The organism is Bacillus sp. FSL K6-0042, assembly GCF_038006685.1.
In the GTDB taxonomy this organism is placed as follows: Bacteria; Bacillota; Bacilli; order Bacillales; family Bacillaceae_G; genus Bacillus_A; species Bacillus_A pseudomycoides.
This window is the reverse complement of the sequence record NZ_JBBOVS010000001.1, coordinates 3,850,087-3,875,302: the sequence shown is the minus strand read 5'-3', so window position 1 is coordinate 3,875,302 and position 25,216 is coordinate 3,850,087. Positions and strand designations below refer to the sequence as shown.

28 protein-coding genes, 2 pseudogenes and 1 riboswitch are annotated in these 25,216 nt (G+C 35.4%); of the genes and pseudogenes, 10 read left to right on the top strand and 20 right to left on the bottom strand.

The window, feature by feature from the left end; all coding sequences use genetic code 11:
• Window positions 1-294 precede the first annotated feature (294 nt).
• Window positions 295-774, bottom strand: a complete 480-nt coding sequence (gene mutTA / locus MHH45_RS19900) for an antimutator 8-oxo-(dGTP/GTP)ase (protein ID WP_003202680.1) — start codon at window positions 772-774, stop codon at window positions 295-297.
• Window positions 775-859: 85 nt separating this feature from the next.
• Window positions 860-1,177, bottom strand: coding sequence for a hypothetical protein (locus MHH45_RS19895; protein WP_016116775.1), 318 nt, complete (start codon window positions 1,175-1,177; stop codon window positions 860-862).
• A 108-nt stretch (window positions 1,178-1,285) separates the two neighbouring features.
• On the opposite strand from MHH45_RS19895, the gene ytzI reads away from it, so the two are divergent.
• Genes ytzI through MHH45_RS19875 form a run of 4 tightly spaced genes read left to right on the top strand, consistent with a single transcriptional unit; the run spans window position 1,286 to window position 2,178 of the window.
• Complete coding sequence (gene ytzI, locus MHH45_RS19890; protein ID WP_016116776.1) at window positions 1,286-1,435, top strand: YtzI protein; 150 nt, start codon at window positions 1,286-1,288, stop codon at window positions 1,433-1,435.
• A 1-nt stretch (window position 1,436) separates the two neighbouring features.
• Window positions 1,437-1,667, top strand: coding sequence for a DUF3953 domain-containing protein (locus MHH45_RS19885; RefSeq protein WP_016116777.1), 231 nt, complete (start codon window positions 1,437-1,439; stop codon window positions 1,665-1,667).
• Between the two features lie 27 nt (window positions 1,668-1,694).
• A complete protein-coding gene (locus MHH45_RS19880; protein ID WP_016116778.1) occupies window positions 1,695-1,925 on the top strand; it encodes a DUF3953 domain-containing protein in 231 nt (76 codons plus the stop codon).
• A 25-nt stretch (window positions 1,926-1,950) separates the two neighbouring features.
• Window positions 1,951-2,178, top strand: coding sequence for a DUF3953 domain-containing protein (locus MHH45_RS19875; protein WP_016116779.1), 228 nt, complete (start codon window positions 1,951-1,953; stop codon window positions 2,176-2,178).
• A gap of 91 nt (window positions 2,179-2,269) precedes the next feature.
• Here MHH45_RS19875 and MHH45_RS19870 read toward each other — a convergent pair whose 3' ends face one another.
• From MHH45_RS19870 to luxS, 7 genes and pseudogenes are all read right to left on the bottom strand, one after another.
• On the bottom strand, window positions 2,270-2,692 hold the full coding sequence (locus tag MHH45_RS19870) for a DUF5412 domain-containing protein (protein WP_016116780.1): 423 nt from the start codon (window positions 2,690-2,692) through the stop codon (window positions 2,270-2,272).
• Between the two features lie 125 nt (window positions 2,693-2,817).
• Window positions 2,818-2,901: pseudogene (locus tag MHH45_RS19865) on the bottom strand (QacE family quaternary ammonium compound efflux SMR transporter); the annotation flags it as partial.
• Between the two features lie 75 nt (window positions 2,902-2,976).
• On the bottom strand, window positions 2,977-3,966 hold the full coding sequence (locus tag MHH45_RS19860; protein ID WP_016116781.1) for a LacI family DNA-binding transcriptional regulator: 990 nt from the start codon (window positions 3,964-3,966) through the stop codon (window positions 2,977-2,979).
• A 24-nt stretch (window positions 3,967-3,990) separates the two neighbouring features.
• A complete protein-coding gene (locus MHH45_RS19855; protein WP_016116782.1) occupies window positions 3,991-5,037 on the bottom strand; it encodes an aldose epimerase family protein in 1,047 nt (348 codons plus the stop codon).
• Entirely contained in the window at window positions 5,034-6,539 is a 1,506-nt protein-coding gene (galT, locus tag MHH45_RS19850) for a UDP-glucose--hexose-1-phosphate uridylyltransferase (protein WP_016116783.1), read from the bottom strand. Before galT ends, MHH45_RS19855 begins: the two co-directional genes overlap by 4 nt.
• 151 nt (window positions 6,540-6,690) lie before the next feature.
• Entirely contained in the window at window positions 6,691-7,872 is a 1,182-nt protein-coding gene (locus tag MHH45_RS19845; RefSeq protein ID WP_088094369.1) for a galactokinase, read from the bottom strand.
• A 590-nt stretch (window positions 7,873-8,462) separates the two neighbouring features.
• On the bottom strand, window positions 8,463-8,936 hold the full coding sequence (luxS, locus tag MHH45_RS19840) for an S-ribosylhomocysteine lyase LuxS (RefSeq protein ID WP_016116785.1): 474 nt from the start codon (window positions 8,934-8,936) through the stop codon (window positions 8,463-8,465).
• A 128-nt stretch (window positions 8,937-9,064) separates the two neighbouring features.
• Between luxS and yidD the strand changes: the two genes are divergently transcribed.
• Window positions 9,065-9,301, top strand: a complete 237-nt coding sequence (yidD, locus tag MHH45_RS19835; RefSeq protein WP_016116786.1) for a membrane protein insertion efficiency factor YidD — start codon at window positions 9,065-9,067, stop codon at window positions 9,299-9,301.
• On the opposite strand, the gene MHH45_RS19830 is transcribed toward yidD, so the two are convergent.
• On the bottom strand, window positions 9,298-9,861 hold the full coding sequence (locus MHH45_RS19830) for a beta-class carbonic anhydrase (RefSeq protein ID WP_016116787.1): 564 nt from the start codon (window positions 9,859-9,861) through the stop codon (window positions 9,298-9,300). The two genes, yidD and MHH45_RS19830, sit on opposite strands and share 4 nt — an antisense overlap.
• A gap of 224 nt (window positions 9,862-10,085) precedes the next feature.
• Here MHH45_RS19830 and MHH45_RS19825 point away from each other — a divergent pair, with 224 nt between their 5' ends.
• Both MHH45_RS19825 and cydB read left to right on the top strand, forming a co-directional pair.
• Complete coding sequence (locus tag MHH45_RS19825; RefSeq protein ID WP_016116788.1) at window positions 10,086-11,432, top strand: cytochrome ubiquinol oxidase subunit I; 1,347 nt, start codon at window positions 10,086-10,088, stop codon at window positions 11,430-11,432.
• Window positions 11,422-12,450: a cytochrome d ubiquinol oxidase subunit II gene (gene cydB, locus MHH45_RS19820; protein ID WP_016116789.1), complete on the top strand. Its 1,029-nt coding sequence runs from the start codon at window positions 11,422-11,424 to the stop codon at window positions 12,448-12,450. Before MHH45_RS19825 ends, cydB begins: the two co-directional genes overlap by 11 nt.
• Before the next feature lie 46 nt (window positions 12,451-12,496).
• Here the strand turns inward: cydB and MHH45_RS19815 are convergent, their stop codons facing one another.
• The gene (locus MHH45_RS19815; protein ID WP_088094368.1) at window positions 12,497-12,730 is read right to left on the bottom strand and encodes a spore germination protein; all 234 of its coding nucleotides are present in this window, start codon (window positions 12,728-12,730) and stop codon (window positions 12,497-12,499) included.
• Between the two features lie 949 nt (window positions 12,731-13,679).
• On the opposite strand from MHH45_RS19815, the gene MHH45_RS19810 reads away from it, so the two are divergent.
• The gene (locus tag MHH45_RS19810; RefSeq protein ID WP_016116791.1) at window positions 13,680-14,711 is read left to right on the top strand and encodes a YdcF family protein; all 1,032 of its coding nucleotides are present in this window, start codon (window positions 13,680-13,682) and stop codon (window positions 14,709-14,711) included.
• Window positions 14,712-14,910: 199 nt separating this feature from the next.
• On the opposite strand, the pseudogene MHH45_RS19805 reads toward MHH45_RS19810, so the two are convergent.
• Together MHH45_RS19805 and MHH45_RS19800 are read right to left on the bottom strand one after the other, a co-directional pair.
• Window positions 14,911-15,363, bottom strand: a pseudogene (locus MHH45_RS19805) (DUF2199 domain-containing protein).
• Between the two features lie 112 nt (window positions 15,364-15,475).
• Window positions 15,476-16,339, bottom strand: a complete 864-nt coding sequence (locus tag MHH45_RS19800; RefSeq protein WP_016116793.1) for a LysR family transcriptional regulator — start codon at window positions 16,337-16,339, stop codon at window positions 15,476-15,478.
• Between the two features lie 99 nt (window positions 16,340-16,438).
• On the opposite strand from MHH45_RS19800, the gene MHH45_RS19795 reads away from it, so the two are divergent.
• Window positions 16,439-17,593 carry an MFS transporter gene (locus MHH45_RS19795; RefSeq protein WP_016116794.1) on the top strand — a complete coding sequence of 385 codons (1,155 nt, stop codon included), beginning with the start codon at window positions 16,439-16,441 and terminating at the stop codon, window positions 17,591-17,593.
• A 599-nt stretch (window positions 17,594-18,192) separates the two neighbouring features.
• Here MHH45_RS19795 and MHH45_RS19790 read toward each other — a convergent pair.
• The 7 genes from MHH45_RS19790 to MHH45_RS19760 form a co-directional block, all read right to left on the bottom strand.
• A complete protein-coding gene (locus MHH45_RS19790; RefSeq protein ID WP_016116795.1) occupies window positions 18,193-19,002 on the bottom strand; it encodes a DUF4247 domain-containing protein in 810 nt (269 codons plus the stop codon).
• Between the two features lie 13 nt (window positions 19,003-19,015).
• Window positions 19,016-19,522, bottom strand: a complete 507-nt coding sequence (locus MHH45_RS19785) for a DUF4178 domain-containing protein (protein ID WP_016116796.1) — start codon at window positions 19,520-19,522, stop codon at window positions 19,016-19,018.
• A 22-nt stretch (window positions 19,523-19,544) separates the two neighbouring features.
• Window positions 19,545-19,949 carry a DUF350 domain-containing protein gene (locus MHH45_RS19780; protein ID WP_033671598.1) on the bottom strand — a complete coding sequence of 135 codons (405 nt, stop codon included), beginning with the start codon at window positions 19,947-19,949 and terminating at the stop codon, window positions 19,545-19,547.
• A gap of 428 nt (window positions 19,950-20,377) precedes the next feature.
• Complete coding sequence (locus tag MHH45_RS19775) at window positions 20,378-21,043, bottom strand: PspA/IM30 family protein (RefSeq protein ID WP_016116798.1); 666 nt, start codon at window positions 21,041-21,043, stop codon at window positions 20,378-20,380.
• A gap of 286 nt (window positions 21,044-21,329) precedes the next feature.
• On the bottom strand, window positions 21,330-21,497 hold the full coding sequence (locus MHH45_RS19770) for a FeoB-associated Cys-rich membrane protein (protein ID WP_016116799.1): 168 nt from the start codon (window positions 21,495-21,497) through the stop codon (window positions 21,330-21,332).
• 16 nt (window positions 21,498-21,513) lie between these two features.
• Complete coding sequence (gene feoB / locus MHH45_RS19765; protein ID WP_016116800.1) at window positions 21,514-23,502, bottom strand: ferrous iron transport protein B; 1,989 nt, start codon at window positions 23,500-23,502, stop codon at window positions 21,514-21,516.
• Window positions 23,499-23,726 carry a FeoA family protein gene (locus MHH45_RS19760; protein ID WP_016116801.1) on the bottom strand — a complete coding sequence of 76 codons (228 nt, stop codon included), beginning with the start codon at window positions 23,724-23,726 and terminating at the stop codon, window positions 23,499-23,501. Before MHH45_RS19760 ends, feoB begins: the two co-directional genes overlap by 4 nt.
• A gap of 545 nt (window positions 23,727-24,271) precedes the next feature.
• Window positions 24,272-24,373, top strand: a riboswitch (TPP riboswitch).
• Between the two features lie 94 nt (window positions 24,374-24,467).
• On the opposite strand from MHH45_RS19760, the gene thiT reads away from it, so the two are divergent.
• On the top strand, window positions 24,468-25,136 hold the full coding sequence (gene thiT, locus MHH45_RS19755; RefSeq protein WP_016116802.1) for an energy-coupled thiamine transporter ThiT: 669 nt from the start codon (window positions 24,468-24,470) through the stop codon (window positions 25,134-25,136).
• Window positions 25,137-25,216 lie beyond the last annotated feature (80 nt).

Below are 25,216 nucleotides of genomic sequence, written 5' to 3'. Positions count from 1 at the left end.
TTCTTTTTATGTTAAGGTCCCTTAAATCATTTTTCTATTATAGAATTCGAATGAGTACACCATTTTAAGGGGGTCAGGAAAAAAATTAATTTACTTTTATTAAATAACTATTTTGTCTTCATTTTATATAAAGTCACTCTATGATACATATCGTGAATTTGTTTCTATCTTTTTTAACACTCCATATAAGTTTTTCCATGAATATATATTGGTAGCACTACATTACACATACTCCGCCGGAATATATACCGAAGGAACAAATATAATTTTAATAACAAAAAGAACCCGGCCCCTTTACTTCGTAAAACAGCCGAGTTCTTCTATATGTTTCATCGTACGCGCTAATACATCATCACGCATAATAAAGCTAAATTTCCTATCAGTTTTAATGTTATCCGGGATTTCTTTTAATAGAACAGACCCTTTTGTCTCTTCGTAGTGCGTATGTTCTTCTACTGCACTAATTGTTGCGAAATAAATGTTTTTAATGATTATTTTGTCTTTTCCAGATACTTTGTATTGTCCTAAGTAAGTTAAATCAGAAACAATACCACCGGTTTCTTCATGAACCTCTCGAACTGCTGCTTCTTCCGGTGTTTCCCCCAGCTCTACCTTGCCACCTGGAAATTCAAGACCGCGGCGCAAATGATGCGTTAATAACCATTGATCCCCGTACCGGCATACAACCCAAACATGCTTTGGCTCAGGAGAAAATGGATAACGTTCAAACGATAATTGTACAGTGTTGTGGTAATAATCTTTAAATTTGTACATGCCATTACTCCCCTATAGATGGTTACAAGTTTTTCCTACCACAAATTGTAGCACAATTCTCATTCATATGCATAATGTTATCCAACTACAATCCATTGATTATTCCCATTTGCGCGACTAATTCTTTCGTTTCATGATTCCCTAAATCATAAATCATCTTATAGGCTTTCTGCAGTTGTTCATCATACCGGTCATTATTCGAATCATGATGATACTCAACATACGGAACGTGCGAACGTACAAAAGAGCCAAGATCTTCATGATACGCTTGATCGAAGTATTCCCGAAGCTGGGTAATTTCCTCATCATTTGCCTGGATTTCAAAGCTATATGTATCTGCCGTTTTCACCTGCGAGATCTGACCATTTCCTACTGATATATAGTAAGTTTTCTTATTATCCATATAACGCCCTTCTTTCACCCTTTTTCTTTCTATTATTTTCAACAATTACAAAATTATGTAAAGTAAAGTTTCGTTTAATGGTAAAATTAAGAAAAGGAGAGGAACTGGATGTTAAAAATATTAATCATCGGCGTCATTATTGTCATTCTCGTATTGGTACTCTCTGTATTAACGATTAATAAGGGCTATTCATATAAACATTCGGTTGATAAACCAGAGGACAATCCTTATCTGGCAAATAAAAAGGAGGATCAATAATATGCTTCGTATACTCCGCCTCTTAACTGCTTTCATTGTCATTATCGTATCCTTGTACAGTCTATTTACACATAATGATTCATTTCTTACTCTTTCACAATTTTTCTTAGGAGCCTTAATATTTATAATCGCGATTGAACAAATACAAAAGAAAGACCCAAGCACAAGTTTGACCTGTATGGTGGCAGGAATTTTCGTGTGGGCTGTTCTCGCAGTAAAGTATATTATGTAACGACTATTTTCTTACGGAGGGATTAATATGCTAAAAATCGCTCGAATTACATTTGCACTCATTGCATTAGCTTTGTCTATCTATAGTTTTATCACAGATAACAGAGGCATTATGCTTTATATGTTCATTGCTTTAGGCTTAATGTCTTTCATTATGAGTATTGAGGAATTACGTGAACAAAAGAAAGTAAGTGGAACGATCTGTTTTCTAGTTGGAGCTGCCGTTTTATTCATCGCTATATCAGAATTTCTCCGCTAATATTAGCTTTTGAAGGAGGGACACAATGCTAACTGAATTACGTGTTTTTTTCGGACTACTGACACTCGTTCTTTTAGGGTATTACTATTTTACAAAAACTGATGTACTTCCTTACATGCAACTCTCACTCGCATGTATGTTCATTATCATGGGCATTTCTGAAATGAAAGCGAGTAGAAAAACATTAGGGGTTGCTTCTTTTTTGGTTTCTGGTTTTATCTTCTTTATTGTAATCTCAATACTTTTACACTAAAAAGATAAAAGCCACCTTCCCACTTAATGTAGAAAAGATAGCTCTTTTCATTACTCTTGTCCTTTATTTGATCAAAATCGTTCTATCCCATTTATTGAACAAACTGTTTTGGATATTCTTTTATATGCTTATCATCGTCACGCCAATCATAGGTTTCTTTCTTTGAAATATCTAACGTTTGATCTCCGATTCTAACTCTATCTTTATCTATCCATTCAATGTATGGATCTGTATCTGGATAGTTCCAATATATATTCTTGGTGGAAGCGGAACTAAGATTAACCAGCTCTCCTCTAACAGCATCTGCACTTAATGACCCGCCATTATGAAAATAAGTTTTTATAACATGTTTTCCATCTGGGGATTTCACAGTTCGAATCACTTCTCCTTTCGGAACGCCTTGCAAACTAAAAAATTTCCAATATCCGAAGCCAATGATTATTACTAGCGCAGCAAATAATACCAATGCTACTTTCCTCTTTGTCTTTTTGATTTGAATTTTTGCATCGTCCACTCAATCATCCCCTATAATATTGAATATAATCCTTTTAAAACCATATTACACCACACAATAACCAATTAATATCCCCCAAAAAAAGACTTATCCCGCTATTTTAGGACAGTAAAAGCACGATTCGTTCAACTCACCAGCTTAAGCCCCGCAATCGTCCCCATAATCCCAACAATGCAAAATATACGAAAAGCACTTTTCGGTTCGGTGAAGTCAATACTATTCTCCCTATAAAAAGAAACTCCTGTTTCAATAAGCAGGAATTTCTTTTTTCATTTATTCATTTACTAAAAACTACTTTTCCTAATGTTTAATTTCGTTGACAAGATTACCTTTTTAGCTACATTCCGTCCTGAAAATCTTTCCATTAATAAATCCACTGCCGTTTCTCCCATAAGCCCCGTATATACTTTCACTGTACTGAGCGCTGGAGAAAGATACTGAGAAATACTGATATCATTTACACCAATTATATTTACTCTTTCTGGAACAGGAATCTCACATTCATGTAATGCCCGCAAACATCCGATTGCCATCGCATCATTTCCAACAAAAAAAGCCGTCGGTAACTGATCCTGCTGCTCTTCTATCGCCTGCTTCATTAATAAATAACCATCGTTTACTGAAAACTGACCCGTGTATATATAATTCTCATAAAATAATTCTTTTTCCTTCATATATTTTATAAAGGCACGTTCCCTTGGATCTTCAATTTCGGAAGTCTGATCTTTAAATGTTTCCCGTCCTCCTATGTATCCAATCTTTTGATGTTCCTTTTCTATTAAATGATCGATCACCTTCATTGTTACCTTTTCAAAATCTACCACAACGGCATCAAAAATATCTTCATTTGAAGAATAATCTACAAATACAATGTTTTTTGTTATCGTTTCAAATAAACCTATTTCTCGGTCACTAAACTTCCCTATTGCAACCATGCCTTGAATGTTTTCCTTCATCAACTCTTCCATTTGGCTATGAAAAAGTTTTACAATTTTCAAACCTTGCTGTTCACATCTTTTTTCTATTCCTAAACGAATGGACATATAATATAAATCGTTAAGCTCTTCTTCTTCTGTATACCAATGAACCAAAGCAATTTTCGGTAATTCTTTTTTACGATTTGTACGCTTCTTATAAGAAAGCTCCTCTGCTGCCTCAAATATCCTCTTCTTCGTTTCATCACTGACAGAAAGTAATGGATCATTATTTAACACCCGAGAAACAGTAGCAATGGATACGCCTGCCTTCTCTGCTATATCTTTAATCGTTGCCATACCTGATTCACCTACTCTTCTCAATTATTCAATCCTAAACGTATATTTCGTTGAGGAGGAGAATAATTGATTTTTATTTAAAATGTAAGAAGGGAAATTCGGATGATGAATGGCATCAGGCAATCCTTGCGTTTCTAAACAAAGCCCTAAATACTTTTTGGATTGTACCCCACATATTTCAAAATCACTTGGTAATTGGTTTCCTGTATACAAAACTACCCCAACCTCATCTGTTTCCACAACTAATTTACGACCACTTTCTTCATCCCATAATATGATTTCCTGGTCGTAGTTGCTATTCAAAAGAAAAGGATGATCATATCCTTTTCCTACTAATTCATTTTGATAATAGCGAGAATATACTCCCTCTTTTATTTGTCTTCCTGCTCGGAGATCGAAGGGCGTACCTATTACATCCAATATTTCACCCGTTGGTAATAATTGCTCGTTTAATTCTAGAAACTGATCACTATTCATTTTTAAAGTATGCTGTAAGACATCCCGTTTTAAATTGCCACTTAAGTTAAAATACGTATGATTCGTTACGTTTAATATGGTCGTTTTATCTGACTGCGCTTCATAACGAATCAAAAATTCATTCGCGTTATTTAACGTATAGATCACTTTTACATGTACAGTTCCTGGATATCCTTCTTCTCCGTCAAGGCTAGTATAAGTAAATTCAATCCCGGTTTCCTTCTCATTTTTTATTATTTTAGCATTCCAAACAATATAACTAAATCCTTTAAAACCACCATGAAGATGATTTTCTTGCTCGTTTTTCACTAGCGTATATGTGTTACCATCCAACTCAAATTGAGCACCTTTGATTCTGCCAGCCACTCTTCCTACAACCGCTCCAAAGTACGTGGAATATCTCTCGTAGTTTTCCAATTCTTCAAAACCTAAAACGATATTTTCATAATTTCCTTTCCTATCAGGAGTAATGATTTTCGTAATTACACAACCGTAATTTAAACACGTAACTTCTATACCCTTGTCATTTTTTAATGTATAAGCGTACACATCTTCTCCATTTACTTTACCAAATACATTTTGAAAGACTTTCATATCCCTATCTTCGGCTCCTCTAAACTTTGTATAAAACGTTTAAATGCAGCTATTCCTTCATCGTTTCGTTTGAAAACCCCAGCATCTTCTAATGCCCTTAAAAATTTAGCGGCTAACTCTTTTTGAACAATATCGTGAATATCCCCTTCATTCGCTTCCTTTTTATACCGCTCTCTCAGTTGTTCTGCCCATCGTTTGTGATATTCCGCTACACTATTGTCTTGATACAATACATATCGTTCTACCTCTTGTAACTCTAATTTCAACCTTGCTGGAAGTACAGCTAATCCCATCACTTCAATTAAACCGACGTTTTCCTTCTTAATGTGTTGTACATCTTGATGCGGATGAAAAATACCAAAAGGATACTTCTCACTTGTGCGATTATTGCGTAGTACAAGATCTAACTCATACTGTTTATTTCGCTTGCGAGCAATAGGTGTAATCGTATTATGTGGCACCCCGTCTGTACTTGCGTAAATATGAACAGATGAATCGCTATATTGCTTCCATTTGTCCAAAATGGACTCTGCCACATTTACTAATAAATTAGAATCCTTACCTTTTAAGCGAATAACAGACATAGGCCATTTCACTACTGAACATTGAACCCCCGAAAATCTATCTAATTGAAATACATAATCATCTTCTGCTTTTGCCATTGCAAATTCGTATTTCCCACCTTGATAATGATCATGTGATAAAATGGATCCACCTACAATAGGTAAATCCGCATTAGAGCCAATAAAATAATGAGGGAACTGTTTCACAAAAGAAAGTAATCTTTCAAAAGCTTGACGATTTATTTCCATATTCCGATGTGTTTCTGCTAACACAATACAATGTTCGTTATAGTATACATAAGGGGAATATTGTAAGTACCATCTCTCTCCTAATAATTCCATTCGAATCATCCTATGGTTAGAACGTGCCGGATGATCAATTCTACCCACATATCCTTCATTTTCAATGCAAAGCAAGCATTTCGGATAATCCGTATTCTGTATTACATTTTCTTTTACAATTTCTTTTGGATCTTTTTCTGGCTTAGATACATTAATCGTAACGTCCAATTCTCCATACTCTGTATTGGCTTTATAACTAATATTTTTCTGAACATGCTTCGTTTGAATATAGTTGCTTATTCGACTTAATTCATAAAAATAATCTGTCGCATGTTCTGGATGGCACTCATAATATTGATAGAAACATTGATTAATAGTCGATGGTTTTGACATGAAGCAGTTCATAATTTGACTCGCTAATATGTTTCTATTATAAGAATAATCATCGATAATTCCTTGTTCACTCGCATATTGAACTAAATCTTCTAGTAAATCTGTTATTTCTTTTTCTTCCGCTTTACTTTCTTGCTTTTCAAAACGCTCTAAATGAAGAAGGTGAAGAATTTGATTTCTTATATAAATTCCATCTTCTCTTTCGATAAACCGAAGTGAACATGCCCGTTTTATAAGTTGCTCAATGACTTGATAAACATTCATGATACTTTCCCTCCGCTGAATCGTTATATCCATTTGGATTATTTTCATACCCATCCTAAACTATAAAAAAAATAAAATAGTTACACATTAGCTGTAACTACTACATTGAACTTTGCTCTACGAGTTGCTATACAAGCACGAAACCTGCCATTCATTGCATTTCTTCTCTCTGCAACTCTCGTGCCCCATCTCCAATATCAGCAACATAAAATGTCGCTTCGTAACCGATAATTTCTTTATACTTTTGTCCAACGTTGCAAATAAATTGATCGGTATATTTTTCCCCAACGATTGCAATCGCACAACCACCAAACCCTGCACCTGTCATACGTGCTCCTATAACCCCTTCTTGTTCCCAAGCTGATTCAACCAATGCATCTAGTTCTCGTCCTGTCACTTCATAATCATCACGTAAAGAACAGTGAGATTCATTCATCAGTCTTCCAAATTCTTTTATATTATTTTCTTTTAATTCTTTTACAGATTGCAATGTTCGGCAGTTTTCATACACAACATGTTTAGCCCTTCTTCTTAAGCTATCTTCTTTAATTACATGCTTATATTGTTCAAACATTTTTTCAGTTATTTCTCCTAAGGAATTTATATCAATTATCACTTGCAAATTTGCAAGTGCCTGCTCACATTCCTTTCTTCTCTCATTATATTTAGAAGCCGTAAGTTCTCGACGCTTGTTCGTATTCATAATAATGATCTTGTAGTTATCCAACTGCAGTGGCGCATACGTGAAATTCAGTGTTTGACAATTCAATAACATCCCATATCTTGCTTTTCCCATCCCAATAGCAAATTGATCCATAATGCCACTATTTACACCGATAAAATAATTCTCCACCTTTTTACCAATTTTAACTAGTTCTATACGATTTAATTCGAATTGAAATAATCCTTCCATCGTTACCCCTGTTACAAGCTCAATAGAGGCAGATGATGACAATCCCGCACCATTGGGAATATTTCCATAAAACATAATGTTAATTCCTGAATCAATGCTATATCCAGCTTCTATGAGATAACGAATCATACCTTTTGGATAATTCGCCCAATCATGTTCTTGCTTATAATCTAAATCATGTAAAGAAAATGAAATAACACCCTTTTCGGCGAAATTCAATGAATAGGCACATATTAACGCATCATCTCGTTTACTTGCTAACGCATAAGTACCGAAAGTAATGGCACATGGAAACACATTTCCTCCGTTATAATCAGTATGTTCTCCAATCAAATTAATCCGACCAGGCGCAAAGAAAGTACGATACTCCTCTTGATGAAATATTTTCTTAAAACTCTCCATTAACTGGTTATATATCATCTAAAAGCCCCCTCATGTAATACGAACTAAAAAGGTTTTCCATCCTAACTCCGAATTCATTCTACTAAAAAACAAAGACCTATTATCTTTTTACTAAAAAAATTCTAAAAAGTCAAAATATTTTTAGTAAAAAATAGTATCATACCATTATATATTTTAGTAAAAAACACTACACCTTTTTACTTTATATTTTAAACTAGACTGAAAAATATACATAGGAGACCAAGAAAGAAAATCTAACTAAAAACCATGCCCTCTGTTTTTCAGAAAAACGATCATTTAACTGCTAATCCATTAGCTAATTTTATTAATGATGCTGGAGTGAATAAAGAGGCTTATTTTTATTCGATTAAAGTGAAAACAAAGTATATTTTCTTAATTTGATTTGACAGTAAAAGTTAAATATGATGATTCAAGCTCTCATAATTGGTTTAATCATACGGAGAAACCTGCTAAGTTTTTATTTGTGAGCTCGCCTCCGATGTTCTTTAAAAAATAACTTTTTCCTTCTCATATATCGGCGCTTCGACAACATATGCCATATACAAAAACTAAAAAAGCTGCCTTTTCACAGGCAGCTTTTTCATCTATTAACCAAATACTTTCTCAAGCTCATCTTTATCTTGGCTTAACCAGAAATTCATTAAGCGTTTTGCTCCTTCTAAATCATGAAGTTTCGCTTGACCGCACTGCGTTTCGTTTGCAGCTGGAATTTCTGTAATTTGAACCGCATCTTTTAATGTGAGTTCTAATAAGTCAATTACTTCACGCACTGTTGGTGTACCACTTACTACAAGATAATATCCTGTTTGACAACCCATTGGTGAAATATCGATAATATCAAAATGCGGATAACGATCAATATATTTACGTAAATTAAATGCTAATAAATGTTCTAACGTATGAATGACATCTGGTTTCATCGCTTGTTTATTTGGTTGGCAAAAACGAATATCGAATTTATTAACAATACCGTCACTACCTACTTTATGAACACCACAATGTCTTACATAAGGTGCCTTTACAATCGTATGATCTAATTCAAAGCTCTCTACTGATGGCATAAAACATCTCTCCCACTTTAATTTTAATTCCGTTATATCCAATATGATATAACGGATATCTAGATTAGTAAAGTATTATGTATAGCCGTGCTATAATACTAAAAGAATATGCTGAAAAGGAGACCGTTATGAAACAGATTTTTATTGGCATCATACGCTTTTATCAAAAGTTTATTTCCCCGATGACACCACCTACATGTCGCTTTTATCCAACATGTTCTCATTATGGATTAGAGGCATTTCAAAAACATGGTGCTTTCAAAGGCTTTTGGCTCACACTAAAGCGCCTATTAAAATGTCATCCTTTTCATCCAGGAGGATTTGATCCTGTCCCAGATAAAAAGGATGACAAAGTAAATTCTTAAACTTCGTAGCCATTTACAACTAAATCTAATTTTCCTGTGTCAGGATGAATCACAAGACCATGAACAGGTACTTCTGCTGGAAGTAACGGATGGTTACGAAGTACTGAAACGCTGTGCTCTACACTTTCTTTGGCGCTAGAGAACCCCTGTAAAAATCTTTGTAAATCAATTCCAGAATAGCGAAGTGTATCTAATTTTTCTTCCGTTACCCCACGCTCTCTCATTTTTTCAATTGTACTGCTCGCCTGAATTTTTGCCATACCGCAGTCATGATGACCAACAACGCATACTTCATCTGCCCCAAGTTCATACACAGCAACTAATACACTACGCACAATACTTCCAAATGGATGGGAAATAACAGCGCCCGCTACTTTAATAATTTTCACATCACCATTACGCATATTCATTGCTTTTGGCAATAATTCAACAAGACGTGTATCCATACAAGAAATGATTACCATTTTTTTATTCGGGAATTTTCCTGCCTCATACTCTTTATATTTTTTCTCTTCAACGAATTTTTCATTATACTGCAAAATCTCTTCTAATGACTTCATAGTAAAAAGACCCCCTTTTCCTTTATATAAACTATTTATTAAGTGTACCAAAATCTAAAAAATCCCAAAAGGATATTACTTTATTGCAAATATATAATTTTTCAGACAACCGACATAATTCTTTCATAATATACACACAGCTCTGTAACAACTCTCCCATACTTTACTCACGTTTCCACTATAAACTAAATGTAGATAATGTTAAAAAGGAGTGAAACTTTATTATGTCCGACGTTCTGTTACTGAGTCGTTTTCAATTTGCAATTACTATTTTTTATCACTTTTTGTTTGTACCACTCACAATCGGACTTGTTATTTTAGTAGCGTGTATGGAAACACAATATGCACGTACATTAAATCCAACGTATCGAAAAATGGCGAATTTCTGGGGTAAGCTATTTACGATCAACTTCGTAATGGGAATCATAACCGGTATTACGATGGAGTTCCAATTCGGAACAAACTGGTCTGAGTACTCGAAATATATGGGGGACATCTTCGGATCACCACTTGCAATCGAAGCACTTGTTGCTTTCTTCTTAGAATCTACCTTCATGGGAATTTGGTTATTCGGTAAAGATAAAATCTCACCAAAGTTCCGTGCTTTTTGTATGTGGATGGTTGCGCTTGGAACAAATATTTCCGCACTTTGGATTATTACAGCGAACGGCTTTATGCAAAACCCTGTTGGCTACGTGGTGCGTAATGGCCGTGCTGAATTAGATAACTTCTGGGCACTTGTTACAAACCCATATGCATGGCATATGTTCTTCCACACAGTTGTTGGTTGTTATATCGTGGGTTCTTTCTTCGTTATGGCAATTAGTGCGTATCATTTATTACGTAAAAACGACGTGGAGTTCTTTAAGAAATCATTTAAGTTTGGGTTAGTATTAGGAATATTCGCCGCAACTGCAACACCTTTCATCGGTCACGAATCCGGTGCTTTCGCAGCGAAAATGCAACCTGCAAAAGGGGCTGCAATGGAAGCAGTTTGGGAAACTGGTAAAGGTCAAGGCTTCTCAATCATCCAAATTCCCGATGTGAAAAATGAGAAGAACTTCGAAGCATTAACAATTCCAAAACTCGGCAGCTTCTTCTATACAAATTCATTTGATGGAAAAATCGTCGGTTTAAAAGATATTCCAAAGGACGAACGCCCAAACGTAAATCTAGTTTACTACAGCTTCCGTTTAATGGTTGCACTTGGCACATTCTTTATGGCACTTACATGGTTTGGTTTCTATTTAAGCCGCAAAGGAAAACTAGAAAACTCAAAACGTTTCTTAAAAATTACAATGTGGTCTGTATTACTTCCATATGTAGCAATTAATGCGGGTTGGATTGTTGCAGAAGCGGGACGTCAGCCATGGACAGTATACAAACTGATGCGAACAGCAGAATCAGTTTCACCAATTTCTGTACCGCAAATTTGGTTCTCATTACTTAGTTTAGTATTGTTCTATACATTACTTTTAATTGCCGATGTATATCTCATGCTGAAATTTGCTAAGAAAGGACCAGCAGCATTAGAAGAACCTACTAAAGGAGGTGCAGCTCATGTCTCATGATATGCTTGCAGTCATTTGGTTTGGTTTATGGGGCGTGATTTGGACGGTTTACTTTATTCTCGACGGTTATGCACTTGGTAACGGAATGATTTTCCCGTTCGTTACCAAAGACCGGCAAGAACGAAATCAAATGCAAGAAGCAATTGGACCGTTCTGGGGCGGTAACGAAGTATGGTTAATTACAGCAGGCGGTGCAACATTCGCTGCCTTCCCAATCACATATGCAAATATGTTTAGCTACTTATATACACCTTTATTTTTAGTATTACTTGCTCTTTTCGCTCGTGCAGCTGGGCTTGAATTTATGCATAAGGATGATTCACCAATTTGGCAAAGTACTTGTAAGTGGGCGTTTGCAATTGGTAGTTTCCTGATTGCCTTCTTATTCGGTGTTACATTTGCAAACCTTTATTACGGTCTGCAAATTGGAAAAGACGGCTATGAAGGAACATTATTCAGCTTATTAAACCATTACGGTATTTTAGGCGGTCTCTTCTTCACTGCAATCTTTGTTGTATCCGGTGCACTTTGGGTCATGATTAAAACATCTGGTGAAGTATCAGATCGCGCTTATAAAATTGCAAAACCATTTTCAATGGCAGCTGCGATCATTTTAGCCATCTTCTATGTAGCAACTGCAAACCGTACAAACTTATTCCAAAACTTTACGGAATATCCTGTACTGTTCATTCTTCCGCTACTAGCAATGTTAATGAGTGTCTTAGCGATCATTATGGTTTATAAACATAAAATTGGTTTTGCATTCACATTTGTATGCTTAACAATTGCTATGTTTATGACAACTGGCTTTGCAGGTATGTTCCCAAGAATGTTGCCATCACGTATTAACGATGCATATAGTACAACGTTATACCAAGCAGCAGGCAGTGAACTAAACTTAAAAATCATGTTCTTCGTCGCAATGGTAATGGTACCAATCGTTATCGGATATCAATTATGGAGCTACACGATTTTCAAAGAAAAAATTCATAAAGACTCTGCAAAAGGATATCACTAGAATGAAAAAAGGCGCTCTCTTAGGAGCGTCTTTTTTCATTTAAAGCTTATAGCGTAAATTGTATCCCTTGATCATTCACATCTTTATCATACACATCTGTAGCACTAATTCCATTAAAAGCTCTCACACTAAATCCTACATTAGACGATCCAGAACCGTTATATGCTTTCGTTTGTTCGATTGGATGTACATTATATTTATCCCCCAAATTAATTGAACCATTACAGTTTTCAATAACTACACCATCAATAACAGCAGGCATCGTATCACTCACCTTCATTGTGTTATTTTCAGTTTATGAAAAGAGCCTAAAAAAATAGCATGTTTAAAAAAAAAAGAAAAAGCTCTCCTTCAATTCAAAACAAAAAAACACCCGTAATGAGTGTTTTTTTGTAAGCATGAATGACTAGTATGAAGAGATATTTAACTTCTTCAAACATTTATTAGGGGTAATGTTTTGAAAAAGAAAACCCTTTCACAATTCATTTTACATGAATCGAGTGTGTCGTAAATTGATAATATTTATACGAAAGATTGCTAATGTTTAGTATAGATATTTTTCCCTATAATGATAGTAAAAAAGTACCTTTCCACAAAAAAAAAAAACGCCTCCCAAAGAGGCGCTCCTACTTGTTTATATTGCCTTTATATGTTGAAACCCTATTCCCATCATACGTAAACATACCCTATAAAACAGAATCCATGATTGTTACAAGATTGTTAGATGCAAAAGAATCGAGATGAACCATTATATGAAAAATTCTGCTTTATAGAATGTACCCACAAATCACAGTGTAATTGATTCCTTTCCTTTTTTCACCTGAAATAAAACCAATATGCATAATTACATATGATCTACAGCATAAAGTGAAACTTCCATCAGTGGATGTTTTCTTCATCCCTCACTGATTATTTGCCCTTACCATCAGACTTGTACGTACAGTTTATCCCCTACCTAACTCCTTTACTTTCGCTGAACTTTTGGGTGGGGGTCTTACTGCCCGCGAATAGCAGGATAAAAAGAAAAAAGACACTCCAAAGAGTGCCCTTCCCTAATTTAAACCACTTTACTTAATATATCGCTTTGAATATATTTTATCATATTTATCTATATTGTTTATTGAGAAATTTCTAAACATTTATTTTTCTAACTATATTCTTTTAGATAATGTAATATATAAGTGGAACTTTATAACAATCATATAAAAACTGAGGTGTATACAAAAGTCATGTTTTTTGGATTTATTACGCTTACTCTACTCATTATTTTTCTATTCTTTTATATAAAAGATCCTAGAAGAATAATAAACGGATTTTTATTTAATATGTTTTTCTGCTCACTTCTAGTTTTTTGCCTTTATTTACTTGTCAAAGCAAATAACCCGAATATCCAACCATTTGTTGCGATACCATTATTAGTACTTCTCTTTATGCTTCCCTTTGGTATAATCGCCTTAATTGTCGGGCTGTTTCTCAATGCAAAAACACTAATGAGAAAAGAAGGACGACGCTTTTCTAATTGCTTAACTTTAATTTTAGGTATATTTATTTTACTATTTTTAATAATACCTATCATTAATCCGGCTAGCTTTTTCTCTCCGCATTTCCATCCTATTTTCGGTGCAATCTCTCTTATTATTTTCTATTTCTTTATACACTTATCAAATTTCTTAACCGCCTATTTCCTTTATCAATTCAACAGACCAAGACGTAATCAAGATTTCATTATCGTTCTTGGTAGCGGATTAATTAATGATAAAGTACCACCGCTTTTAGCAAGCAGAATTAATAAGGCAATTGATTTTTACTGGAAACAAGCAGCTGTCGCTTCTCCGCCCACAATTATTTTTTCAGGTGGACAAGGACCCGATGAAAATCTTCCTGAAGCAGAAGCAATGCAAAAGTACGCTGTTCAAAAAGGTATTCCTATCGAGCATACAATACAAGAAAATCATTCCGTAAATACGTATCAAAACATGCTCTTTTCAAAACAAATTATGGATTCATTAAAGCCAGATAAACATAAAAGCATCTTTACAACGAACAACTTCCACCTATTCCGTGCTGGCTTATATGCAAGACAAGCAGGACTCAATAGCCAAGGAATTGGTTCAAAAACTGCTTTCTACTATTGGCCAAATGCGATGATTCGAGAATATATTGCGATTGTTGTTATGGGGCGTAAGCGTCATATTAAGGTTGTAGGTGTTATTTTAGGGTTCGCTGTCTTATTATCTGCCCTAAGCTTTTTAATTAATTAATTTACAAAGAAAAGCCATCCTTACGAAAGAAGGCACTGAAAAAGTGTTTGCTTTGAAAAAATAACACGAATTTTATCAATATGTTGAAAAGAAAAAAGAGTCCATTACCTGTATATAGTAGGTGATGAACTCCTTTTTCTTATGAAGTGGACTTTTTCAGTGGCCTAGGTGGATGGCTTTTTTGATTTGCACTTATCTTCTAGTCATGCTGAATCATCATCTCTTTAATTTCCTTAACTCGTTCTACTGTAATTCCTTCCCTCTGTTCAAATGCCAAAGGATGATTCGTCGGTTCTAATTCGATAAGAGGTCTTACACCTATAGCTCTTGTATGAACATTGGTCCTCAAATTTAATGTTTCTGGATAACCAGGAATCGACGTAGAAAGCCAACCGAAATAAGGCTCTTCTCCCTCTCTCCCTTCAGTTTCCCATAGTTCCATTGTTCTATCAAAATTTGCTTTACTTAAAGACACCCAAACATCCCACATGAATGTTTCATTACTATTTAACACTGATATTTCAATACAGCATCAAATAAAGTAATGCTCCCCGTCCATAATGCAAAGATCAGCATTTAATTCAAAACATTTTTGCCTTTCTCTTTCAGGAATAGAATAATAGTAAAAAGGTGCACCACTTCCATGGCACATTGGTAATTCTTGTTATAAATGATTACATGTAAATTTTTGCTGATGCATTTCTTTATTACTGTTTTTTTCCATATATTCTTCTTCTGCGCATTTTTTATCTTCTTATACAATCCTAGGAATGAATCGACAGTTGATTACATGTAAAAAAAGCATCTATTATAGGTGACTTTTCTTTACATGCTAAATGAATGTGCCGATATTGTTTCTGCTTTAATTTTTTCATTTCAATATTCTTATGTGATTTAAAAAATAACTCTGGCCCCATCGTAATCCCAATATTTTGTGAAACCATATTAACAATCGTTTCACAATTCAACACTTCTAATATGATATTTGGGCATACTTGGTAATCGGATAAATTTTTTATCACTAATGGCTGATACGGTCCCTTCGGCATAATAAAGTCCATCCCATCAATTTGTTGAATATCAATTATTTTTTGATTCACTAACAGATGATTTTTTGGTAGTCCTAATACAATCTCATCTTTACTAACGAGTATTGATTTCATTTGTTTATTTACATTTGATTCCAATACAAACCCTATATCCACTGTACCATTATCAATCCATTCCATTACTTCTCCATATGTACCTTCAAATAATAAAACTTTAACACCTGAGTAACTCTTTTTAAGCTGCAACAACATAGACGGTAGTATTTGTGCCGCTGCACTCGTAAATGCCCCGATTTTGAGCGTACCTTCCAATCTCTTATTTTGCATAGATACTTCTTGTTTAATCGCTGCTTCACTCTTTAACACATTTTGAATATGTGGAAAAATACGATTTGCAAACTCGGTTCTTCTAATTTCAGCTTGCTTATTTCTATGTAACAAAGAATGACCAAATTCTTTTTCTAAACTAGCAATCGCATGACTCACGGCTGATTGTGTCATGTTCAATTGTTCTGCCGCTCTAGTAAAATTACCTAACTCTACTACCTTTTGAAAAATTTCATATCTAGCTATCGTCATGAATTTTACTCATACCTCTCATTTAAAATATGAATTTCATTAATTTCATTATACCCGTTACGATAAAAATAGAACAATTCATCCAAGGGAGGATTCACATTGAATAAAATATTTTTATTAACACTCGGGATGTTCGCATTAGGAGTAGATGCTTATATAATGGCAGGAATATTACCTCAAATCGCTGATGATTTTCATGTTTCGATTGGGACTGCTGGGCAAACCGTAAGTATCTTCACAATCTGCTATGCGATTGCAGCTCCTTTGTTTGCTACATGCATGAGAAAGACGAATCCAAAACATACATTATTAGCAGCATTATTCCTTTTCACAGTCTCTAACTTCCTGACTGCTGTGACTCATCATTTTATTATTCTATTAATTTCTAGAGGCTTGGCTGGCATAGGTGCTGGTCTATACTCACCATTGGCATCATCTGCTGCTGTTACATTAGTTTCTGAAAAAAGAAGGGGGAGAGCTTTAAGCACTGTTTTACTCGGAATGAGTGCTGGAACCGTAATTGGCGTTCCATTTGGTATATATATCGCTTCCATTTATGAATGGCGCATGGCGATGTGGTTTATCGTCACAATTGGGGCAATCGGGATATTTGCTCTCTTCGCTAAATTCCCTATGATAGAATCTAGTCCTTTGCCAACATTAAAAGCACGGCTAAGTATGTTCAAAAACAAAAAAATCTCTCTTGTCATGCTTATTACAATGATATTAAGCTTTTGTAGTTTGGGCTTGTACACATACTTAGATTCCATCATTACTGCATATGGATTCCAAAAATCTATCCTATTTATTTGGATGTGGGGAATCGGCGGAATTGCCGGAAGTTTTATAATCGGGTTTATAATGGATTTTTATAAAAAGCCAAAGATCATATTACTGTACTTAATGGGAATCATGTTTTTCTCATTTATATGCATGGGAGTTTTCCATGAAACTGCGTTATTGTTAGCCATCTGTTTAATTCTTTGGGGAAGTACAGGGTGGGCGGCACTAGTCACCCAACAAAAAACACTCTTAGAAATTAGTCCAGATCATGCTACCATTTCAATTGCTTTACTTAGCTCTATTAATTATTTTTCTGGTTCCATTGGGACAATGACAAACGGAATACTTTTAGAAAAAGGAATAGCACCTGTTACTTTACCTTATATAATAGCCGGTATATTACTTTTTGCTATAGGAGGACAAATTCTTTTTATCGGTAAAAAAATTGTAAAAGTACGGAAATCTCACTAAATTATGATTCAAAACAATAAGCCACTATCTTCTTCATTTAAGATAGTGGCTTATTACTAACATAACCTTTTATGGTCTTCCCCACTTTCCACCATGCTTTATCCATTCCACATACTCATGAAACATGGATACTCGATCTTGAAATTGAAAAGGAATATACAAGATATAAGGGGATAATGGTATAAAGTAAAACTTTAATCATTGTGGGGGCCTTGATTCCCCAACTAATTTCTTTACTTTCGCTGAATTGTTAAAGTAGGAGTAGGAATCATAAATAGCAGGGTACATAATAACAATGAAACATCAAGGAATGATAAAATACAGAACTACGATAAATCTTAAGAAAGGCTGGTTAAAGTGAGCCAAAAAAATTTTTATAAGAAAAAACGATGGATTATACCCGTTTCGACCATTGTCATTCCTACAGTGCTTATATCTATTATTAATCGGTTCACACCTATCCTCAAAGCAAAAGTAATAAAACAACTTTTCGAGGCAAAGCCTTTTGCATCACCTAAAAACATGGAAACGATAAGAAAGCAAGTGGTAGTAAAAAAAGCCCAAGAAGCATTCCCTTCACTTCTTGAGCTTTTTTATGTTTATCTTCTCTTCGTAACCTTCCCAGATCCACCAACCCGTGTTTTAGGGGGAGACGTATTCTTCGGCGGGCTTTTAATCGAAGATTTCGGCTTCACATCTGAACCACTAGAACCGCCCGGTGATTTAATAATCTTTCCTTTATTCTCAGTAGACGGTGGTACAGTTTTCGTCTCTTTTTCTGTAATGCTTCCTTTATCGCCTACGGATGTCTTTGGATCTACTTTATCACTTCTCTTAATAATAGAACCCTTACCTTGCTTTGTAATAGGCGGTGGTGTCTTCTTCTCTTCTTTTGTAGGCGGTCTTTCTGGAATAACCGGTTTATGATTTTTCCGATCTGTATATCCACGGTAATCGCCATGATACGATTTACGCGAATCAAATATATCGTCTAATATACTTGCTAAAATATAACCTTGTAAGAAAGATGGCTGATAATTTTGACGGACAAACTCTTTGTTACTTATCTCAACTAATGTATCCGATGGTTTCTCTTTGTCTTTCTGAATGTTGTATATTTTATCAGAATACACAAGGAACATCTGATTTTCATCTTCTTTAGACGCTTGTTTTGGTTCCCTTTCATCAATCAGCTCCTTTGCCACCTCTGGAACTGATTGATTGGCGGCCCTATACACATATGATTCTTGCTTGCCGTCTTTTGCAACTGATTCTAATGGGTAACGATCTTGAATCGATTTTTCATTTTGACACCCCGATAAAGCAAAACCAGCAATTACAAGTAACGTAACAATGGCAAAGATAGGGATTATGAATGATTTAATCATGGTAAACAATCGGTTTGACATGATTACCGCCCCCTTACGTTGCCCTTATAATTTGTACATCAGCAGAAAGAATCGATTCTCCCTCATACATCATTGTACGGCCATCTTGCCACTCAATGCGAAGTAGCTTCCGGTTGTCAGATTGGAACTCCCATACGTGTTGTTCATCAGATATTGCAAATGGCGTTTTCCCCATCACAACAGCACGTCCGTTATATTGCTCTTCCATATGATACTCGATATCATCCATTTCGATCGTCGTTGGAATCTCATTTATAGAATCTAAACGACCATCAATTGGTGTATATAGTTTATAATAGGTGCTTTCACGATTTTCAATTTTTAAATAGCGAATGGTCTTTCCGTCCTGCAATGTTAAAATAATTTCATTCCGAGAATGCATACTTGTTTTTCCAATCATTTCGTACATCACTAATGAAACTTCGATCATATCACCAGGCGTTAACGTTAATAGGCTTTTTTCTGGCTTAGCGGGTTCTGGACTTTTCATTATATTTTTAATTCGTTTGAATAAACTCATAATCTATCCCCTCCTTTTCTCGTTATAGACAAGCTGCTAAAATGAGGGCCCCGACAACATGTAACGAACCAGCCAATAAAGCGTGTGCAACATTCCCTTGTTTCGTTCCCCCTTCTAAATCTAAACCAGCCACTTTTTTCAAAATGAGTTCGATAAACATTTCTACAACTAACAAAATAACGAATGAAACTGCCGATGCAAGCAGCGCTTGCCATAAATCATTTGCTTTCGTAATCGACTGTGACAAAATATATCCTTGCGCAAATAACTTCATAATAAAGCGCGTTGTCACAGCAATATTCCCTTTTTTAATTTCTACCAAATCGTTATATTTTGTAAAGATAGAATCAACCCACATAAGTACAAATAAAAGAACAGCGCTTGCTCCTGTCCATACAAGCATGGCTAACACATTCATCCATGTCATGGTGAAACCTCCTCTAGAGAATAATAGAAAACCGACATGATTGATTTTCATGACATGTCGGTTCCTTTATCTTCTATATATCCATTTTGATTTTCCAACACATAAACCGCGGCTATGAAAACAAAAACAGGTCTCCTCTTTTTGTTTTCACGCGGCATGGGGCAAAAAAAGGCTCTGACCGCTCCTATGCATGATCGGATGCTCTCTCCAACCTAAAAAGAAAGGGGTTTATCGTTTCTTCGTTTTATAGATCCCCTTTGATTTTTCAACATATAAACTGCGGTCATGAAAACAAAAACAGGCCTCCACTCATTTCCTCCTTTTGTTTTCACGCGGAATGCGACCAAAAAAGGTACTGACCGCTCCTATACATGGGCGGACGCTCTCTCCAACCTAAAAAGAAAGGGTTTTAGCTTTTCATTTATATATTATTTCTCATACTGCTTCATAATACGTGCTAGTTCATCATCCACAGCTGAGTTTTTATTTAAAGCCGCAAATTCATCATCTAACGACTTTTCTTTTTTATAAATTTCACCGCTTGCTTCTGCTTCAGCCTCTAATTGAAGAGCTTTTTCTTCCATACGGCTTAAACCAGCTTTTGCTGTATTTGCATCAAATCCAGACATTGCTTGATTAATATTCTTTTGTGCTTTCGCTGCGTTCACACGCGCCACAAGTGTTTCACGTTTATTTCTCAGTTCAGTTAATTGTTTACGCATTTCTTCCAATTTCGCACGAAGATTATCAGCAGCTGCTTTATTTTGCTCATAACTCGCTTTATATTCATTCATCTTTTGCTCTACATTTTGTTTTTCTTCTAAAGCACGTCGTGCAAGATCAATATTATTTGCTTGAACAGCCATATGTGCTTGTTCTTCACGTTTCTTTACAAGTGCTTCTTGTTCTTCAAACAATAATTTAAACTTTTTCTCAAGCGCAATTTGAGCTGCTACACTCTTCTCAGCTTCTTGTACATCCTCTTGCATATCGCGTAAATATTGATCCGTCATCTTAACTGGATCTTCTGCCTTTTCAATTAATGCATACACATTTGACATTGTTAAATCTCTTAATCGTTTAAAAACAGACATTTAAACTCCTCCTATAAACTGCTTCATATTTCAAATTCAATACCTGGAAAACTAAAAATTCTTCCTCTACAGTAAGAATATTCATTTTTAAAGCCTATGTGTACATTATATCAAAACTAAGATGTCCTTACATGTTATTTCTTGAATATGTAAACTATAATATGACATTCCCTTCTCAACATTGACCTCATATCAAATCCTTTGATATCCTCAAAATCAATCATTCAAACCACTATAAAAATAGCAAGTCATAAAAAAAGCTTTGCGAAATCCGCAAAGCTTTTTTCTACTTATTAACGACTCGCTCCATATCAGGACTACAACTATTTGACTGACATGATTTATTTAAGGAACATGCTGCGCATTTCCCTTTTTTACTTCTCTTCACAAAATTGAATAATGTATATCCTGCATAACCAAAAATGATAGCTCCAATTACAATATTGACCATCATTATGATACATCTCCTTCTAGAATCCGAGTAAGGATCCGACTTGGTATATAACGAGCGTTAAAACATAAGCAACTATAAGTGGATAAACAACAGAGAAAATTGTCCACTTGACAGATCCTGTTTCACGACGAATAACAGCTACTGTCGCCAAACATGGAACATATAACAAAATGAAGAACATAAACGCATATGCTGATAATGCAGTATAGTGCGCTCCCATTACATTTCCTAATACATCCTCTTTCACCGCATAAATAATGGCCATTGTTGAAACAACAACTTCTTTTGCTAAAAATCCTGTTAATAATGATGCCGCTGCTTGCCATGTTCCAAAACCGAGCGGTGCTAAGATTGGTGCAATAAAGCCACCAATAATCGCTAAGTAACTTTCTCCCATATCGACGCCAAATCCAGATGGACCAGCATAGTTGAGTAACCAGATAACAACAGATCCACCAAAGATAAATGTACCAGCTTTACGTACGAAACCTTTTCCTTTTTCCCACGTACTAAGCCACAATGTTTTTGCTTGTGGTACACGATAAGGCGGAAGCTCAATAACGAAAATAGATTTTTCTTCTTTTAAAACAGTAAGAGACATTACTTTTGTAACGAGTAAAGCAAGTACAATACCTGCAATGTATAAAGAGAACACAACAGTCGCTTGACTATTCGGGAAAAAGACTCCCGCAAATAATGCATATACAGGTAAACGCGCTGAACAAGACATAAATGGTGTTACTAAAACGGTAAGTAATCTTTCTTTTTCCTGCTCAATCGTTCTCGCTGCCATAATCCCGGGAACGTTACAACCAAAACCGATAATCATAGGAATAAATGCTTTTCCGTTTAAACCAAAGAATTCCATAATACGGTCCATTACAACTGCAATGCGGGCCATATACCCTGAGTCTTCTAATAACGAAATAAAGAAGAACAATGCAAAAATTTGTGGAACGAATACTAATACCGCACCAACGCCGGCAATAATTCCCTCTGTAACGAGCGCTTGAATAAACTCAGAGGCACCAATGTTTGTTAAACCTGCCGTTACCCAATCCGTAAACTGCCCACCAAGAAATTCATCAAGCATATCTGATAAAGGCGTACCAATCCACGTAAACGTAACCTGAAAAATAAAAAACATAACTGCTAAAAAGATTGGAAGTCCTAAAATTTTATGTGTAATTAACTTATCAATTTTTTCTGAAAAGGGAATCTTTCCTTCCTTTTCATGCTGAATGACATTTGTTTTTAACTTTTCAATATACGCTGCACGTGTCCGGTAAATATGCTGTTCTAGCGTACTATCAAGTTTCGCTTCTAATTTAGAACGAATTGCTACAAGCTTTTCATAAACAGGCAATCTTTTAACTTCTTGTTCTACTACTTCGTTATTACTTAAAAATTGAAGTGTAAGCCATCTAGGATGCTCATAATTTGCTTGAGTTAAAAGATCCATGATTTCTTCAATACCTGCATCTACTTCTTTACCATAAGAAAGAGTGAAAGGCTTTTTCTCTTTCTTCTCGTTCTCATGAAGAGTAGCCAGTAATTCTTCACAACCTTTACCACTTCTCGCAACAACAGGAACGACCGTTACTCCTAATATTTCTGACAATCTGTTCGCATTAATAACAATTCCGCGTTGCTTCGCAACATCAATCATATTTAAACCGATAGAAACTGGTTTACCAAACTCTAGTAGTTGCAATGTTAAATGCATATTGCGTTCAAATTGAGAAGAGTCAACAATATTTAGCATATGATGAAATTCTTCTGTTAGTAGAAACTTTGTAACAACACCTTCATCACGAGAAACAGGATTTAAATCATATATACCTGGTAAATCAATTAATGTCCCTTGCTTCCCCTTTAACTTACCAACCTTCTTTTCTACTGTTACTCCGCTCCAGTTTCCTACATATTCATAAGAACCAGTCAGCGCATTAAATAATGATGTTTTCCCTGTATTCGGGTTCCCTAGTAACGCAACCTTATTCACGCTAATTCCACCTTTATCATTTTCGCGTCACAATGACGAATACTAATTAATTGTCCACGGCACTCTAATGTACACGGCCCTTTAAACATCGCTCTTTGTTTCATACGAAGTTCACTTCCTTCTGAAAGACCAAAAGCAGCTAATCTCCGCTTTAATAATTTATCTAACGTTTGTAAATTTTTAACTAATACTTTTTCACCTATTTTAATGTCAACTAAGCTCATAATCTTCCCCCTCAAAAGAGAATGATAATTATTTTCAAGAAAATTATATCACATTCTATGAATCAAGTACTATATATTTTTTCTTCCTATTTATTAACATTTCGGGAGAATTATATATATCCATGTTGATTTGCTGGCATATAAGTCGCTGCTATAAAAACAAAAGGAGATCTCCACTCGTTTTCTCCTTTTGTTTTCACTTGGCACGGGGCAGGAAGAGGGTCTGACCGCTTCTATCCATGGCCGGATCCTCTCTCCCACCTAAAAAGAAAGGTTTTATTTAAATATATTTAAATTTTTCAACATATAAGTTACTGCTATGGATAACAAAAGGTGAGCTGCACTCGTTTTCTCCCTTTATTTTCACTTGGCACGGGGCAGGAAGAGGGTCTGACCGCTTCTATCCATGGCCGGATCCTCTCTCCCATCTAAAAGGGAAGGTTTTATTTCAATTTGTATTTACATATTTAAATGATTGTTCCTAATAGATTCATTTGCCATTCTCATCCATTTCAATTACAATAAACCTAACAAATAAAGAATCTCGTTATCACAGGGGGAGCTTTGCTGCTGAGAGGGAACACTTCGTTCCGACCCTTAGAACCTGTTAGTTAATGCTAACGTAGGAATTGTGCAAACGTTGAACTTGAAATACCTCATTCTTTTTCCACTTACGTATTTCATATCTCCCTATGATAAGTATTCTTTTTTGTGCAACTTGGATTTAGGGGGATTAACAACATGCGTAACACCAATTTACAAGCGATGATTGAATCTGCAATCCTTGCAGCCTTCGCCTTGATCATCGACATTTTACCACTATCAATTAAACTTCCAACAGGCGGTTCTGTTTCATTTGCAATGATTCCTATTTTTATTATCGCTTACCGCTGGGGCTTTAAAACTGCTTTCTTAGGAGGACTCATTTGGGGTCTACTACAAATCGTAGTTGGCGATGCTTACATTTTAACGCCAGTTCAAGCGTTTATTGAGTACTTCGTTGCATTTGCTTTTATCGGTTTTGCTGGTTTATTCTATCGTCCAATTCAAAAGGCACTTGCGAACAACCAACATACATCTAACGTACAATCCGACATTGGTAGCCGCAAAGATAAACCTTCATCAAAAAGCGGTCAAGGGAAAAAGGCGCTTTTTTATATTATCCTTGCTACATTTGTTGGTAGCTTTGCCCGTTATTTCTGTCACTTTATTGCTGGTGTTATCTTCTTTGGGAAGTACGCACCACCAGGACAGTCAGCTGTTCTTTATTCATTGATCGTGAATGGTAGTACAATGCTTGGTTCATTTGCATTATGCACAGTATTACTACTACTCCTGTTTTCAACTTCACCACGCTTATTTAAAAGTATCGGTGCACATAATATGAATTTAAAAAATAAGAGTGCCTAAATGGCAGTCTTATTTTTTATTATTTTAACCGAGAAGACCCCGGATGGGGGTCTTCCTGCCCGTTAATACGGGATAAATAG